Origin of the sequence: Sphingomonas radicis, from assembly GCF_051400635.1 — a bacterium.
Classification (GTDB): Bacteria; Pseudomonadota; Alphaproteobacteria; order Sphingomonadales; family Sphingomonadaceae; genus Sphingomonas.
This window is the reverse complement of the sequence record NZ_JBLFFG010000003.1, coordinates 60327-75753: the sequence shown is the minus strand read 5'-3', so window position 1 is coordinate 75753 and position 15427 is coordinate 60327. Positions and strand designations below refer to the sequence as shown.

Genomic DNA, 15427 nt, shown 5'->3' with positions numbered 1-15427 from the left:
GCGGCGGGCGCCACGGCCCGACTCGTCGTGTAATTTTATTGCGCAATGGCACAGCCGAATTCGGCTGTCAGCCCCCCGGTCAGGACTTGGTGCGGCCGATCGGCACGGGGAGGAGCCGACCTTGCTCGTCGGGGACGACCATCACCTCGACGCCGAACGCGTCGCGGAGCGGCTGATGCGCGAGCGCCTCGTGCGCCGGGCCGAACGCGACGACGCGGCCTTCTTTCAGCAGCAGCACCTCGTCGGCGGCGCGCGCTGCCTGGACCAGATCGTGGAGCACGATCACCACGCCCATCCCGTCCGCCGCCAATGCGCGAAGCTGGTCGAGCAGGGCGAGCTGATGCACGGGATCGAGGCTGGCGAGCGGCTCGTCGGCGAGCAGCCAGGCGGGAGCGCCGGCGAGCACGCGCGCGAGCAGCACCCGCGCGCGCTCGCCCCCGGAGAGCTGGTGCGCGGTGCGCTCTGCGAGATGCACGGTGCCCGTCGCTTCGAGCGCCGACTCGACCGCCGCCCGATCCTCGGCTGACGCACTCGCGAAGGGCGAGCGATGCGGCAGCCGCCCCAGCGCCACCAGCTCGCGGACGCCGAGGTCCCAGTGAACCGAGGGGTCCTGCGGCAGATAGCCGACCAGCCGGGCGCGCTCGCGCGGATCGATCCGCGCGATCTGCCGCGCGCCGAGCCGGACATGACCCGAATCGGTGTCGAGCAGTCCGGCGAGCGCCTTGACGAGCGTCGACTTGCCCGATCCGTTGGGTCCCAGGATCGCGGTCACGCGGCCCGGCTGGAACGTGGCGCCGACGCCGTCGAGCACTCGCCGAGCGCCCAGGCTCACGCGCAGATCGGAGACGCTCAGCTCCATGCCGACCGCCTGAGCTTGAACAGCAGCGCGAAGAAGAAGGGCGTGCCGAGCAGCGCCATCGCTACGCCGAGCCGGATTTCGGCAGCGCCCGGGCTCAGGCGGACGAGGCTGTCGGCGGCGAGCACCAGCGCCGCGCCGCCCAGCGCGCTCGGGATCAGCAGCGCCGATGGCCTGGCGCCGACGATCGGGCGGAGCAGGTGCGGGACGATCAGCCCGACGAATCCGACGACGCCGGTCACCGCCACGCTGGCGCCGACCGCGAGTCCCGCGCCGAGCACGATCAGCATCTGCACGCGCGCGAGCCGCACGCCCATCGATCGCGCGGCCGATTCGCCCAGCGTGAGCGCGTCGAGCGCCCGCCCGGTGAACAGCAGCAGCAAGCACCCGGCGGCGATGAAGGGAAGGGCGAGCCGCACCTCGGCGAAGCTGCGGTCGGTCAGTGCCCCCATGATCCAGTCGATGACCTCGGCGGTCGCGAAGGGATTGGGAGCGATCGAGATGAGGAAGGCAGTGAGCGCCCCGCCCAGGCTGGCGAGCATCGTGCCCGCGAGTATGAAGGCGACGGCGCTGTCGGCGCGCCACGCCAGCCCGGCGAGCAGCAGCATCGACGCGCAGGCGGCGAGCATCGCGCTCGCGAAAACCGTCAGCGGTGCGCTCGCGGCGAAGACGACGATAGCCGCAACCGCACCGAGTGCTGCGCTCGACGAGACGCCTACTACTGCCGGATCGGCGAGCGGGTTGCGCAGATAGCCCTGCAGCACCGCCCCGGTGAGCCCCAGCGCCGCGCCGATCGCGAGACCCAGGATCGCGCGCGGCAGGCGGAGCTCGAGGATGATCCACCAGCGCGGATCGCTCGAGAACCAGGCGGAGAAAGGCACCCAGACCTTGCCTGCCGTCAGCGAGCCGGCGAAGAGCAGCGCGACGAGGGCCGTTAGCAGCGCAAGGAGGAGAGGGCGGTTCATTGCCCCACCTCGCGCCGCACTTCGGCCAGCCGGGTCATTGCCTTGGCGATCACCGGGCCGGCGCAATTGACGAGGCTGCGCGGGAAGCGCGCCTGATGCACCTGTGCGCCCGATCGGGCGAGCGCCCAGCTGCGCATCTGTGCTGCGCGCGAATCGGCGTCGCGGCCGGCGCCGTCGGGCACCAGCATCACGCGCGGCGGATCGGCCACGACATGCTCGATCGGAAGATAGCCGGTGTGCTGGAGCCCATAATGCGCAGCATGGTCGCTGAAGCCGGCCTTGACCATCATCTCGTCGAGCAGGGTGCCGCCGCCCGAGACGGTGTTGCCGCCGATCCAGAGCAATGCGGGAACCGCCGGGCCATCGGTCCGCGCGGCCGCGACTGCCCGGTCGATGCGGGAGACCATCGCTTCGCCCGCGGGCACGGCATCCACCGCGGCGGCAAGCTCGCGTACCTGCGCCCGGCCTTGCTCGATCGTGCTCGCCCAGCCCAGATCGAACGTCCGGATCCCGGCGCGGGCAAGCGCCTCGCGGGTGGAGGACGAAGTGAAGGCGTCGGCGATCACCAGATCGGGCCGCAGCGCGACGATCTCCTCGGCGGTGCCGTTGTTGACGCGGAAGCGGCGCGCCACCTCGGGCGCGATCGAGGAAGCGGCCAAGTCGCGCGAATAATGGCTGATCGCTGTGATCCGCCCGGCGGGCACGAGCTCGATCAGCATCGCGTCGGCGCACGGATTGAGCGAGACGATCCCGCCGCCGCCCGAAGGCGGCGCCGCGCACCCGGCGACGATCAGACACAGGAGCGCGGCGCAGCGCATCAGTCGAGCTTCACGCGCAGTCCGGCATAGGCCGCGCGGCCATAGGTGCCATAGGTCGCGACGGTCTGATATTTCTCGTCGGTCAGGTTCTCGACGCGGCCATAGATTGCGAAGCGGTCGCCGATCGGCATCTCGGCGCGGATGCTGCCCAGCGCGAAGCCGTCGAGCCGAACCGTGTTGCCGGCATTGTCGAAGCTGTCGCCCACCATCGTCACCGTGCCCCCCAGCGAAAGCCCGAACGGCAGGCGATAGTCGGCGGAAATGCTGGCGGTGTCCTGCGGACGGCGCGCAAGCACATTGCCTTCGAAGCCCGCCGAGCGGTTCTCGGTGTCGGTATAGGTGTAGTTGGCAGTGAGGGTGAAGGCCTCCACCGGCTTCAGCGCCAGCTCGATCTCGACCCCCTCAGCGCGGGCGCGTGCGATATTGGCATAGGTGAAGCTCACCATGTCGAAATCGATCTGGTTCTTCGTGTCGCGATGGAACCAGGTTACGCCCAGCTTCGCCGCGCCGCCCAGCGCGCTCTGCTCGATGCCGGCTTCCCAGCTTTCGGCTGTCTCGGGCTGGAGCGTGTCGGTGCCGTAGAAGGGCGCGAACAGCTGGTAGAGCGTCGGCGCCTTGAAGCCCTCGCCATAGCTGGCGCGCAGCAGCGTCGTCTCGAACGGCTTCACCGCGGCGTTGACGCCCCACGTCATGTGGCTGCCGAAGCGGCTGTGATCGTCGTTGCGCACGCCCGCAGTCACAGTCACCTGTTCGATCGGCGTGACGATCGCTTGGCCATAGACGCTGGTGATGTCGGCGCGGAACGTCTCGCTACCGTCGTAGAAGCGCAGATTCTCCTGCTCGGCGCCGAAGGTCAGGCGGAGCTGCTGGGTAAGCCGGGCGTCGCCGCGATATTCGTAGCGCTCGCTGCGCCCGCGATAGAGATAGAGCGGTTCGGCGCCGATGCCCGGATCGTAATTGTCGCGGTTGATGTCGGCGATGGTGAAGGCGAGACGGTTGGCGACGGGGCCGATGTTCGCGAATAGCCCGGCATAGCCGTACAGCTCCTCCGCTTCCGAATATTCGTCGGTGTCGGCGAAGGCGTAGGCCGGCGCGGGATAGCCGTCGAGCTCGGTGCGCGAATTGGCGTAATAGCCGCGCAGATCGACGCCGAAGCCGGGCGCGAACTCGAAGCGCAGCCGCCCGCTGGCATTATATTGGCGATATCCGTCCGCTTCGGTGCCATCTGCCGCCTGCGAGACGCCATCGGTGCGGAAATAGCCGCCGGTCAGCGCGCCCTGGAAGCGATCATTCCCGCCCGCGATCGCGGCGTTGGCGGAGATCTGATCGGCATAGCCATATTGGGCGTTGGCGCGCGCGGCGATGCCGTCGATCGGAGCCTGGGTTACGACATTGACCACGCCGCCGATCGCCTGGCTCCCCCAGATCACCGAATTGGGACCGCGCAACACCTCGACGCGCTCGATCGAGCCGGTCAGCAGATTGCCGAAGTCGAACGCGCCGGCAGGCGAGGAGGGATCGTTGGCGCGCACGCCGTCGATCAGCACCAGCGTCTGCGCATCCTCGGCGCCGCGGATGCGGACCGCGGTCACGCCGCCCGGGCCGCCGTTGCGCGTGGCAGTCACGCCCGGCGTGGTGGCGAGCAGGTCCGAAAGCGATACGGTCTGGCGTGTCTCGATCGTTTCGCGGTCGAGCACGGTGATCGAGCGGCCGGTGGTCTCGGCCTCCTGCTCGACGCCCGATGCGACGACCACGATCTGGTCGTCTTCGGACTGGGCATGCGCCACGGCCGGCAGCAGCGCGGCGGAGGCATAGAGAAACAGCTTCAACTTGGTCACGGCAAAGACACCTCGTCTGGGGTCGTCTTGCCGGAATTGGCGCGGCGACCCGGTTAAACGGTGTCGCTCACGCGAGGGGCATGCCCTCGTTCGCCCGGTGCACCCCGCCCGCGCAAAGGAATCGACTGTGACTGGCAGGTCTCCTGGCTCCCGGGTCACTACATGCGCGCCCGCCTTCCCGGATGTGCTCCAGTGGCATGATGGCGCGAATGCTCGCCGGTTACAGTTGCGGGGGCAGCCTCGGGTTCGAACCGAGTTCCCATTTTCATCCCCTCGCGGGGACACCTGTCACGGCGCGAGCTTCTAGATGCGCCGCGAACGGGCGGCAAGCGGAGAAAAATCCATTTTGTCTCGGTAGTGTAACCAACGGTCAAGACAGCCTTTACCATCGCCCGCCTAGGCCCGCCGCATGCGTCACACAGCGTTTGCCTTTGCCGACTCCTCCCCCGCACCGTCGCCAGCGCCCCTGGTCGGACTCACGTCCGAGGAGGCTGCGCCGCCGTCGTTGACGCTCAATGATCCGTTGCTGCACGCAGTCGACATCTTCAACGGCGATACCGAACTGCGCCTGATCCCCGTGGTCGACGCGCAGCAGCGCCCGATCGGTGCAATCTTCGAGAAGGACGTGCGGCGGCTGCTGCTCAATCCCTTCGGCCACGCGCTGATGCGCAACCCGAGCTACGGCGACGGCGTGCTGCGCCACCTGCGTTCGTGCCCGGTCGCGGAAGCGACACAGGGGATCGCGGCACTGATCGATGCCTATCGCGCCGCCAACGGCACCGAAGGCATGATCCTCACGCTCGGTGGAAGGCTTCACGGGCTGATCGGCAATCGCCGGCTCGTCCATCTGGCCGCCGAACGCGAGCAGCGCGCGAGCGCCGCCCGGATCGCGCGTGCCGAGCATATCGAGCGCGCCAGCGAGCGGTTCGAAGCGCAGATCGCGACGCTTGCGGGCGCGATGGACCAGCTTGCGGCCGAACTCCAGACGAGCGCCGGCGCAACTGCCGAGCGCGCGACCGACTTGGGCGACCGGGCAGTCGCAGTCGCCTCGGCCGCCGCCCAGACGAGCGGCAACATGACCGAGATCGCCGCGCGGGGCCACGATCTCGCCCTCTCGCTGGGGGCAATCGCCGAAAGCTCGAGCGAGGCGCAGGCCGCTGCTGCCACCGCATTGGACCGAGTCGCCACCGGCAGCGTGCGCACCCGCGAGCTGCTCCGCTCCGCCCAGTCGATCGACTCGGTGATCGGGCTGATCACCGAGATCGCCAGCCAGGTGAACTTGCTCGCGCTCAACGCCACGATCGAAGCGGCACGTGCGGGGGAGGCGGGGCGGGGATTCAGCGTCGTTGCCAATGAAGTGAAGCAGCTTTCGGCGCAGACCGGAACGGCGGCGGCGCGGATCGCGGCGCATGTCCACGAAATCCGCCAGAACGTGGACCATGTGGCCGAAGGCCATGAGCAGGTGGAGCGCGCGATCGAGGCGATGGCCGGTCTCGCCTCCGGCGTCCGCTCGGCGGTTGCCGCGCAGGAAGCCGCGACCCACACCATCGCCCGCAACGTCGGCGAGGCGGTGCAGGCGAGCACGGCGATCCAGCAGGACGTGGAGGCGATCGGCGACACCTCGCGCGCCGCATCGCACCAGGCCAACGACATGCGCGCGCTCGCCGAACGGCTGCGCGCCGACGCAGGCGTCCTGTCGGCGCAACTCGGAACTTTCCTTGCCGAACTCCATCGCGCTTGATCCTTCGTCGGCCGAAACGGAACGACCCGTGGCATGGGCGCGTTGAGCAGCCCCGAGGAGGACGCCTGCATGAAGCACTATCTGATTCTGGGGCTCGCCCCGGCGCTCGCGCTAGCCGCGTGCGGTGATTCGACCCCGAACACCGCCGACGGCATGGCCACCAACATGGACGACATGAACATGGCCGGCATGGACATGACCGGCGACAATATGGCGGGCATGGAAACCAACATGGCCGCCGAAGTCTCGCCGGCGCAGCGCTTCGCCAACGATGTCGGCGCAAGCGACTATTATGAAGTGGAGGCCGGCAAGCTCGCCCAGGAGAAGGCCCAGAACCAGGCGCTAAAGGACTTCGGCCGGATGATGGTCGACAACCACACCCAGTCGACCGAGAAGCTGAAGGCTGCGGGCGCCAAGGCCAATCCGGCGATCGTTCCCAATCCTGCCCTCACTGCGGAGCAGGAAACGAACCTCGCCGCGCTACGCGCCGCGGAGGGAGCCGCGTTCGACGAGGCGTACAAGACCCAGCAGGTCGCCGCGCACGAAAAGGCGCTCGCGCTCGTCCAGGGCTATGCCGCCGACGGCGATGTGCCCGAGCTCAAGAGCTTCGCGACCGACGCGCAGAAGGTGATCCAGGAGCATCTGACCAAAATCAGGGGCATGTAGGAGCCTGCCGGTCAGCCACGGTCACGCGCTGTTTCAGGCGGCCTGATCGGTGGCTGCGGCAAGGTTCACCGCAGCTACCGCACGCGGGCCCGGCTGCGCGGCCGCGTCCATCGCACCGACATGCTTCATGCGGCCGTCGATCGACCCGCCCGTCTCGATCGTGATGCTCTCATATTCGACGTCGCCGACGATGCGGGCGCTGTTCTCGATCGTGAGCGTGCGGACGCGAACCATGCCTTCGATCCGGCCGGCAAGGCGGGCAGTGTCGGCGGTCAGGTTGCCGCAGATCAGGCTGTCCTTGCCCTGGGTGACGTTGCCGCCGGTCACGTCGCCGTCGACTCGGCCTTCGATGTGGAGGTCGGCCGGCGTGGCGACGTTGCCGGTGACTGCCACCTCGGGCCCAAGCACCGAGAAGGGTCCGCGGGCGCGCCCGCGATCCTGCGACGGAACGGGAGCAGCCGGACGTTCCTTGCGCGCATTGCGGTTGTTCAACATGATGCTTGCTCCCCAGCTCGGAAAAACGAGTCCCCGCGGCCGATTAGCATAGCCGCGCGCCTCCCGCAGAGTCCAAATGCGGCGAATCGAGCTGCATCGCGCGCGCCTCCGGGCTATTCTGGAAGCATGAAGAAGCGGTTTCCGCCTCGTGGCGAACACCGTGGCGCCCATTGACCGGCTGCAGGACCATCGCTATAGGCGCCCCCGTTCCGCGAGGAGGGCAATGCGCCCATATCCCTTCGGAACAATGAGCTGAACGTTGCTGGAGACGCAATGGCCCGGGGGGTCGAAGAACACCCGGGGCCTTTTCGTATTCTCTCTTCAGGGCTCCAGCAAAGTAACCGCCGGATCATCCGGTAACGCAAAAGGTGAAGGGCTTCATGCCGACGATCAACCAGCTGGTCCGCAAGGGCCGCGAACCGCAGAAGGCCAAGTCGAAGGTCCCTGCGATGGAGCAGAACCCGCAGAAGCGCGGCGTCTGCACCCGTGTGTATACGACGACTCCGAAGAAGCCGAACTCGGCGCTCCGCAAGGTTGCCAAGGTCCGCCTGACCAACCAGCGCGAAGTCATCAGCTACATCCCCGGCGAGGGGCACAACCTGCAGGAACACTCGGTGGTCCTGATCCGCGGCGGCCGTGTGCGCGACCTTCCGGGTGTGCGCTACCACGTGCTGCGCGGCGTGCTCGACACGCAGGGCGTCAAGGATCGCAAGCAGAGCCGTTCGAAGTACGGCGCGAAGCGTCCGAAGTAAGCAGCCAAAGTAAGCCCCGGACGGGTTCCGGATCAGCTGAAGTTTGTAAAGGAAGTTCAAGATGGCTCGTCGTCGTCGTCCCGAAAAGCGGGAAATCCTGCCTGATCCCGTCTACGGGGATGAGGTTCTGTCCAAGTTCATGAACTCGGTGATGCTGGACGGCAAGAAGTCCGTCGCCGAGAACATCGTCTATTCGGCGCTGCAGACCGTCGAGCAGCGCGCCAAGCGCGAGCCGATCGGCGTGTTCCACGAGGCGCTGAACAACATCAAGCCGGGCATCGAGGTCCGCAGCCGCCGCGTCGGCGGTGCGACCTATCAGGTCCCCGTCGAGGTGCGCCCCGAGCGTGCCCAGGCGCTTGCGATCCGCTGGCTCATCGCCTCGGCCCGCAACCGCAGCGAGCACACCATGTCGGCCCGCCTCTCGGGCGAGCTGATGGACGCCGCCAACAACCGCGGCAACGCGGTGAAGAAGCGCGAAGACACCCACCGTATGGCCGAGGCGAACCGCGCCTTCAGCCACTACCGCTGGTAAAAATCGCACCTATATCCTGGGGAGCCGCCGAAAGCGGCTCCCCAAATCGCTAAGGAACCAACGATCATGGCCCGCAGCCATCCGCTCGAGCGTTACCGCAATATCGGTATCATGGCGCACATCGACGCCGGCAAGACGACGACGACCGAGCGCATCCTCTATTACACCGGCAAGTCCTACAAGATCGGCGAAGTGCACGAAGGCACTGCGACGATGGACTGGATGGAGCAGGAGCAGGAGCGCGGGATCACGATCACGTCCGCCGCTACGACGTGCAAGTGGCGCGCCGAAGAGGGCAAGGGCGAAGAGCATCTGATCAACATCATCGACACTCCCGGCCACGTCGACTTCACGATCGAAGTCGAGCGTTCGCTGCGGGTGCTCGACGGTGCGGTCGCGTGCTTCGACGGCGTTGCCGGCGTGGAGCCGCAGTCGGAGACCGTCTGGCGCCAGGCGGAGAAGTACAAGGTTCCGCGCATGTGCTTCGTCAACAAGCTCGATCGCACCGGCGCCAGCTTCGAGCGCTGCGTCGACATGATCAAGGATCGCCTGGGCGCCCGCCCGGCCGTGCTTTATCTCCCGATCGGCATCGAGGGCGGCTTCAAGGGCCTCGTCGATCTGGTCGAGAACCGCGCGATCATCTGGCTCGAGGAGTCGCTGGGCGCGAAGTTCGAATATCAGGACATCCCCGATGACCTGAAGGACGCCGCCGCCACTGCGCGCGCCGAGCTGATCGAGATGGCCGTCGAGCAGGACGACGATGTCATGGAAGCGTATCTGGAGGGCAACGAGCCCGACACGAAGACGCTCAAGAAGCTGATCCGCAAGGGTACGCTCAACTTCTCGTTCGTGCCGATCGTCTGCGGCTCGGCGTTCAAGAACAAGGGCGTCCAGCCCCTGCTCGACGCCGTGGTCGATTATCTGCCCAGCCCGCTCGACATTCCCGACGTGCAGGGCGTGAAGCTCGACGGCGAGACCCCGGACACGCGTCCTGCCTCGGACACCGCGCCGCTGTCGCTGCTCGCGTTCAAGATCATGAACGATCCGTTCGTCGGCACGCTCACCTTCGCCCGCATTTATTCGGGCACCCTCACCAAGGGTCAGTATCTGAACTCGGTGAAGGACAAGAAGGAGAAGATCGGCCGTATGCTCCTGATGCACGCGAACTCGCGTGAGGACATCGAAGAGGCACGCGCCGGCGACATCGTCGCGATCGCGGGTCTCAAGGAGACCACGACGGGCGACACGCTGTGCGATCCGCAGCACCCGATCATCCTCGAGCGGATGGAGTTCCCCGAGCCCGTGATCGAGCTGTCGGTGGAGCCGAAGACCAAGGCCGACCAGGAGAAGATGGGCCTCGCGCTCAACCGCCTGGCCGCCGAGGATCCCTCGTTCCGCGTTTCGACCGATCATGAGTCGGGCCAGACCATCATCAAGGGGATGGGCGAGCTCCACCTCGAGATCCTGGTCGATCGCATGAAGCGCGAGTTCAAGGTCGAGGCGAACGTCGGCGCACCTCAGGTGGCTTATCGTGAGTATCTCGCGAAGAAGGTCGACATCGACTACACCCACAAGAAGCAGTCGGGTGGCTCGGGTCAGTTCGGCCGCGTGAAGGTCACCGTCGTTCCCGGCGAGCGCGGTTCGGGCTTCCAGTTCTTCGACGAGATCAAGGGCGGCAACATCCCGCGCGAGTATATCCCGTCGGTCGAGAAGGGCTTCCGCGAGACCGCCGAGACGGGTTCGCTGATCGGCTTCCCGATCATCGACTTCGAAGTCCACCTGACGGACGGCGCGTACCACGACGTCGACTCGTCGGCGCTGGCGTTCGAAATCTGTGCCCGCGGCGCAATGCGCGAAGCGGCGCAGAAGGCCGGCATCAAGCTGCTCGAGCCGATCATGAAGGTCGAAGTCGTCACTCCGGAGGATTATCTGGGCGACGTCATCGGTGACATGAACTCGCGCCGTGGCCAGATCCAGGGTACCGACACGCGCGGCAACGCGCAGGCGGTGACTGCGATGGTGCCGCTCGCGAACATGTTCGGCTACGTGAATCAGCTCCGCTCTTTCACCCAGGGCCGCGCGAACTACTCGATGCAGTTCTCGCACTACGACGAGGTTCCCGCGAACGTCGCCGAAGAAGTGAAGGCCAAGCTGGCCTGAGGCTGGCGCAATCCAAAATGAACCGCTATGGGGCCGCGTTCTCGCGAATCCCCGTGGTGGTCCGGGAAATTTGATCAGAAGGTAGGAAACAATGGCGAAGGCAAAATTCGAGCGGAACAAGCCGCACCTCAACATCGGCACCATCGGTCACGTCGACCATGGCAAGACCTCGCTGACCGCGGCGATCACCAAGGTGCTGGCGGAAAACGTCGCGGGTAACGCGGCTGTCGACTTCGCCAACATCGACAAGGCTCCGGAAGAGCGCGAGCGCGGCATCACCATCTCGACCGCGCACGTCGAGTATGAGACCACCAACCGTCACTATGCGCACGTCGACTGCCCCGGCCACGCCGACTATGTGAAGAACATGATCACCGGCGCGGCGCAGATGGACGGCGCGATCCTCGTGGTCGCCGCCACCGACGGTCCGATGCCGCAGACCAAGGAGCACATCCTGCTCGCGCGTCAGGTCGGCGTGCCGACGATGGTCGTGTTCCTCAACAAGGTCGACCTGGTCGACGACGAGGAAATCCTCGAGCTGGTCGAGATGGAAATCCGTGAAGAGCTCAGCAAGCGCGAGTTCGACGGCGACAACATTCCGATCATCCGTGGTTCGGCGACTGCCGCTCTCTCGGGCTCGGACGACAAGCTCGGCAAGGACGCGATCCTCGCGCTCATGGCGGCGGTCGATGAGTCGATCCCGCAGCCGGAGCGTCCGCTCGACAAGCCGTTCATGATGCCGATCGAAGACGTGTTCTCGATCTCGGGTCGCGGCACCGTGGTGACCGGCCGCGTCGAGACCGGCATCGTCAAGGTTGGCGAGGAAGTCGAGATCGTCGGCATCCAGGAGACCGTCCGCAAGACCACCGTCACCGGCGTCGAGATGTTCCGCAAGCTGCTCGATCAGGGCGAGGCCGGCGACAACATCGGCGCGCTGATCCGCGGCGTGGGCCGTGACGAAGTCGAGCGTGGTCAGGTTCTGGCCAAGCCCGGTTCGATCAAGCCGCACACCGACTTCCAGTCGGAAGTGTACGTCCTGTCGAAGGACGAGGGCGGCCGTCACACGCCGTTCTTCGCGAACTATCGTCCGCAGTTCTACTTCCGCACGACCGACGTGACCGGCACGATCGAGCTGCCCGCGGGCACCGAGATGGTCATGCCGGGCGACAACGTCGCGCTGGGCGTCAAGCTCATCGCGCCGATCGCCATGGACGTCGGCCAGCGCTTCACGATCCGCGAAGGCGGCCGCACCGTCGGTGCAGGCGTCGTCGCCTCGATCGAAAAGTAAGCTGAACTAAAGGCACCGCCCGGCACCCTCGAAAAACAGGGTGCCGGGCGTTGCTTTTTTATGAGGGCGCCTGTAATGGCGCTCCTCCAGTTTTTGGGTTGAACAGCAAGAGCCTCGACTACGAGGCCCGCTCTTTCGCATTGGTAGGGACATGGAAACGCAGAATATCCGTATTCGCCTGAAGGCGTTCGATCACCGAGTGCTCGACCAGGCGACCGGCGACATCGCCGACACTGCGCGCCGCACCGGCGCTCTCATCCGTGGCCCGATCCCGCTTCCGACCAAGATCGAGAAGTTCACGGTCAACCGTGGCCCCCACATCGACAAGAAGTCGCGCGAGCAGTTCGAAGTGCGCACCTACAAGCGCATGCTCGACATCGTGCAGCCGACTCCGCAGACGGTCGATGCGCTGATGAAGCTCGACCTGGCTGCCGGCGTCGACGTGGAAATCAAACTGGCGTAAGCCGGTTCGTCGCATCTCTCTTGGTAGAGGGGTGGACAGGGAAGCGCTGCTGACGTAAAGGCGCGCCTCCACGAGATTCGCGCTTCCTCCCAGGGGGGATTCGCAGGAGTTCCTCGACCGGATCGTCCCGATCCAGCGCAAGGAACCGAGGGCGCCGCGGGCGCACTCAGAACGACATAGGGATACCGCCGGCCTCTTCGGAGTGTCCGGGCCTGCGTCCCCCGTCGCCCTTCCTCCTGAGGAAGGGTTCAGCCCGGACGGGGGCTCGCATCATTTTCGGGCTGAGGCACGCACCCGAGGGAATAGTCCCGAGGGTGCCTCTGTATAGGAGCATTGGATCATGCGCACTGGCGTGATCGCGAAGAAACTGGGGATGACCCGCCTGTTCCAGGACGACGGCCGCCACGTGCCGGTCACCGTTCTGGCGCTCGAAGGCGTGCAGGTCGTCTCCGTCCGCGAAAAGGATCGTGACGGTTACACGGCCGTCCAGCTCGGCGCCGGCAAGGCGAAGAGCAAGAATGTCGCCAAGCCGCAGCGCGGCCACTTCGGCAAGGCCGAAGTCGAGCCCAAGGCGGTTGTCGCCGAATTCCGCGTCGAGGAAGACGGTCTGCTCGAAGTGGGCGCCGAAATCTCGGCCGACCATTATGTCGCCGGCCAGTTCGTCGACATCCAGGGCCGTACGCAGGGCAAGGGCTTTGCGGGCGGCATGAAGCGCTGGGGCTTCGGCGGTCTGCGCGCCACCCACGGCGTCTCGGTCTCGCACCGTTCGCTCGGTTCGACCGGTCAGCGGCAGGATCCGGGCCGCGTCTTCAAGAACAAGAAGATGGCCGGCCACATGGGTGACAAGTATCGCACCCAGCAGAATCTGGAAGTTGTCGGCACCGACGTCGAGCGCGGCCTGATCTTCGTGAAGGGCTCGGTGCCGGGCTCGAAGGGCGGCTGGCTGTTCGTCAAGGACGCGGTGAAGGTCGCCCGTCATGCGGATGCGCCGTACCCCGCCGGCCTGAAGGCCGTCGCGAACAGCAACGAGGCTCCCGCCGAAGCGCCCGTCGAGGCCGCTCCGGAAGCCACCGAAGGCCAGGAGGGCTAAGTGAAGGTCAAGGTTCAAACCCTCGACGCCAAGGCATCGGGCGACATCGAGCTCAAGGACGAGATTTTCGGCCTCGAGCCCCGCGCCGACGTCCTGCATCGCGTCGTCACCTGGCAGCTCGAGAAGCGTCGCGGCACCGCCCGCGGCACTCGCGAGCGCGCTGATGTCGCTCGCACCGGCAAGAAGTTCGGTCGCCAGAAGGGCGGCGGTACTGCTCGTCACGGCGATCGCCGCGCACCGGTGTTCATCGGCGGTGGTAAGGCGCACGGCGCTCGCGTTCGCGACTTCAATCCGTCGCTGAACAAGAAGATCCGCGCGCTCGGCCTCAAGATGGCCCTGTCGAGCCACGCCAAGGCGGGCTCGCTGATCATCCTCGACACGTTCGAGGGCGAGAAGACCAAGGCCGTCAAGGATCAGTTCGCCAAGCTCGGCTTCGGCAAGTCGGCGCTGATCATCGACAACGAGCGCGGCAACGGCTTCCTCGCAGCGCGCAACCTGCCGGGCGTCAACGTGCTGCCGGCGATCGGCGCCAACGTCTACGACATCCTGAAGCACGACACGCTGGTTCTCACCCGCGCTGCCGTCGAGAGCCTGGAGGCGCGCTTCAATGGCTAAGAAGCAGAAAGCAGCGGTCGACAACCGTCACTATGACGTGATCGTCGCCCCGCACATCACCGAAAAGTCGACGCTCGTCTCCGAGCACAACGCAGTTGTGTTCAAGGTCGCCGGCGACGCCACCAAGCCCGAGATCAAGGCTGCCGTCGAGGCGCTGTTCTCGGTCAAGGTCACTGGCGTCAACACGATCGTCCAGAAGGGCAAGACCAAGCGCTGGAAGGGTGCTCCCTACCGCCGCTCCGACATCAAGAAGGCGATCGTCACCCTCGCCGAGGGTGATCAGATCGACGTGACGACGGGAATCTGAGGCAATGGCACTCAAGAATTATAATCCGACGTCGCCTGGCGTTCGTGGCCTCATCCTCGTCGACCGTTCGGGCCTCTACAAGGGGCGCCCGGTCAAGGCGCTGACCGAGGGCAAGACCAAGACCGGCGGCCGCAACAACAAGGGCCATGTGACTTCGCGCGGCATCGCGGGCGGTCACAAGCAGCGCTATCGCATCATCGACTTCAAGCGTCGCAAGTGGGATGTCGAGGGCACTGTGGAGCGGATCGAATATGATCCCAACCGCACCGCCTTCATCGCGCTCGTGGCTTATGCCGATGGCGAGCAGGCTTACATCATCGCTCCGCAGCGCCTCGCTGTTGGGGACAAGGTGATCGCCGGCCGCAAGACCGACGTGAAGCCGGGCAATGCCATGGAGCTGGGCCAGATGCCGGTCGGCACCATCGTCCACAATGTGGAGATGAAGCCGGGCAAGGGCGGCCAGATCGCGCGTTCGGCGGGCACCTATGTCCAGGTCGTCGGTCGTGACCGCGGCATGGTCATCGTCCGTCTGAACTCGGGCGAGCAGCGCTACATCCATGCGAATTGCATGGGCACGGTTGGTGCGGTGTCGAACCCCGACAACCAGAACCAGAACCTCGGCAAGGCCGGCCGCAATCGCTGGCTCGGCAAGCGCCCGCTGACCCGCGGCGTCGCCAAGAACCCGGTCGACCACCCGCACGGCGGTGGTGAGGGCCGGACCTCGGGCGGCCGTCATCCGGTCACGCCGTGGGGCAAGCCGACCAAGGGTGCGCGCACCCGCCACAACAAGGCGACGGACAAGATGATCATCCGTTCGCGTCACGCCAAGAAGAAGGGCTAA

The 15427-nt window shown here is 66.3% G+C and carries 16 protein-coding genes and 1 riboswitch; of the genes, 11 read left to right on the top strand and 5 right to left on the bottom strand.

Going from position 1 to position 15427, the window contains the following annotated elements; translation table 11 throughout:
• Positions 1-79: 79 nt before the first annotated feature.
• From ACMGDH_RS12730 to ACMGDH_RS12715, 4 genes are read right to left on the bottom strand one after another with little or no spacing between them, the layout of a single operon-like run.
• Positions 80-859 (bottom strand): ABC transporter ATP-binding protein, encoded by a 780-nt coding sequence (locus tag ACMGDH_RS12730; RefSeq protein ID WP_436828335.1) that lies wholly within the window; start codon positions 857-859, stop codon positions 80-82.
• Entirely contained in the window at positions 850-1821 is a 972-nt protein-coding gene (locus tag ACMGDH_RS12725; protein WP_436828334.1) for a FecCD family ABC transporter permease, read from the bottom strand. Before ACMGDH_RS12725 ends, ACMGDH_RS12730 begins: the two co-directional genes overlap by 10 nt.
• Complete coding sequence (locus ACMGDH_RS12720; RefSeq protein ID WP_436828333.1) at positions 1818-2639, bottom strand: ABC transporter substrate-binding protein; 822 nt, start codon at positions 2637-2639, stop codon at positions 1818-1820. The genes ACMGDH_RS12725 and ACMGDH_RS12720 overlap by 4 nt, the downstream gene beginning before the upstream one ends.
• The gene (locus tag ACMGDH_RS12715; protein WP_436828332.1) at positions 2639-4477 is read right to left on the bottom strand and encodes a TonB-dependent receptor plug domain-containing protein; all 1839 of its coding nucleotides are present in this window, start codon (positions 4475-4477) and stop codon (positions 2639-2641) included. The genes ACMGDH_RS12720 and ACMGDH_RS12715 overlap by 1 nt, the downstream gene beginning before the upstream one ends.
• Positions 4478-4593: 116 nt before the next feature.
• Positions 4594-4781, bottom strand: a riboswitch (cobalamin riboswitch).
• A gap of 105 nt (positions 4782-4886) precedes the next feature.
• Here ACMGDH_RS12715 and ACMGDH_RS12710 point away from each other — a divergent pair.
• Positions 4887-6218, top strand: a complete 1332-nt coding sequence (locus ACMGDH_RS12710; protein ID WP_436828331.1) for a methyl-accepting chemotaxis protein — start codon at positions 4887-4889, stop codon at positions 6216-6218.
• Between the two features lie 69 nt (positions 6219-6287).
• A complete protein-coding gene (locus ACMGDH_RS12705; protein ID WP_436828330.1) occupies positions 6288-6884 on the top strand; it encodes a DUF4142 domain-containing protein in 597 nt (198 codons plus the stop codon).
• Positions 6885-6917: 33 nt separating this feature from the next.
• Here the strand turns inward: ACMGDH_RS12705 and ACMGDH_RS12700 are convergent, their stop codons facing one another.
• The gene (locus ACMGDH_RS12700) at positions 6918-7379 is read right to left on the bottom strand and encodes a bactofilin family protein (RefSeq protein WP_436828329.1); all 462 of its coding nucleotides are present in this window, start codon (positions 7377-7379) and stop codon (positions 6918-6920) included.
• A gap of 380 nt (positions 7380-7759) precedes the next feature.
• Here ACMGDH_RS12700 and rpsL point away from each other — a divergent pair, with 380 nt between their 5' ends.
• The 9 genes from rpsL (at position 7760) to rplB (ending at position 15427) form a co-directional block, all read left to right on the top strand.
• A complete protein-coding gene (gene rpsL, locus ACMGDH_RS12695) occupies positions 7760-8131 on the top strand; it encodes a 30S ribosomal protein S12 (protein ID WP_019831557.1) in 372 nt (123 codons plus the stop codon).
• A gap of 61 nt (positions 8132-8192) precedes the next feature.
• On the top strand, positions 8193-8663 hold the full coding sequence (gene rpsG / locus ACMGDH_RS12690; protein ID WP_436828328.1) for a 30S ribosomal protein S7: 471 nt from the start codon (positions 8193-8195) through the stop codon (positions 8661-8663).
• A gap of 66 nt (positions 8664-8729) precedes the next feature.
• A complete protein-coding gene (gene fusA, locus ACMGDH_RS12685; RefSeq protein ID WP_436828327.1) occupies positions 8730-10823 on the top strand; it encodes an elongation factor G in 2094 nt (697 codons plus the stop codon).
• 91 nt (positions 10824-10914) lie between these two features.
• Complete coding sequence (tuf, locus tag ACMGDH_RS12680) at positions 10915-12111, top strand: elongation factor Tu (RefSeq protein WP_436828326.1); 1197 nt, start codon at positions 10915-10917, stop codon at positions 12109-12111.
• Positions 12112-12262: 151 nt separating this feature from the next.
• Positions 12263-12574 carry a 30S ribosomal protein S10 gene (gene rpsJ, locus ACMGDH_RS12675; RefSeq protein WP_029936463.1) on the top strand — a complete coding sequence of 104 codons (312 nt, stop codon included), beginning with the start codon at positions 12263-12265 and terminating at the stop codon, positions 12572-12574.
• A 340-nt stretch (positions 12575-12914) separates the two neighbouring features.
• Positions 12915-13664 (top strand): 50S ribosomal protein L3, encoded by a 750-nt coding sequence (gene rplC, locus ACMGDH_RS12670; protein WP_436828325.1) that lies wholly within the window; start codon positions 12915-12917, stop codon positions 13662-13664.
• Positions 13665-14279, top strand: coding sequence for a 50S ribosomal protein L4 (gene rplD / locus ACMGDH_RS12665; protein ID WP_436828324.1), 615 nt, complete (start codon positions 13665-13667; stop codon positions 14277-14279).
• Positions 14272-14586, top strand: a complete 315-nt coding sequence (locus ACMGDH_RS12660) for a 50S ribosomal protein L23 (RefSeq protein WP_436828323.1) — start codon at positions 14272-14274, stop codon at positions 14584-14586. The genes rplD and ACMGDH_RS12660 overlap by 8 nt, the downstream gene beginning before the upstream one ends.
• Positions 14587-14590: 4 nt before the next feature.
• A complete protein-coding gene (rplB, locus tag ACMGDH_RS12655) occupies positions 14591-15427 on the top strand; it encodes a 50S ribosomal protein L2 (protein ID WP_436828322.1) in 837 nt (278 codons plus the stop codon).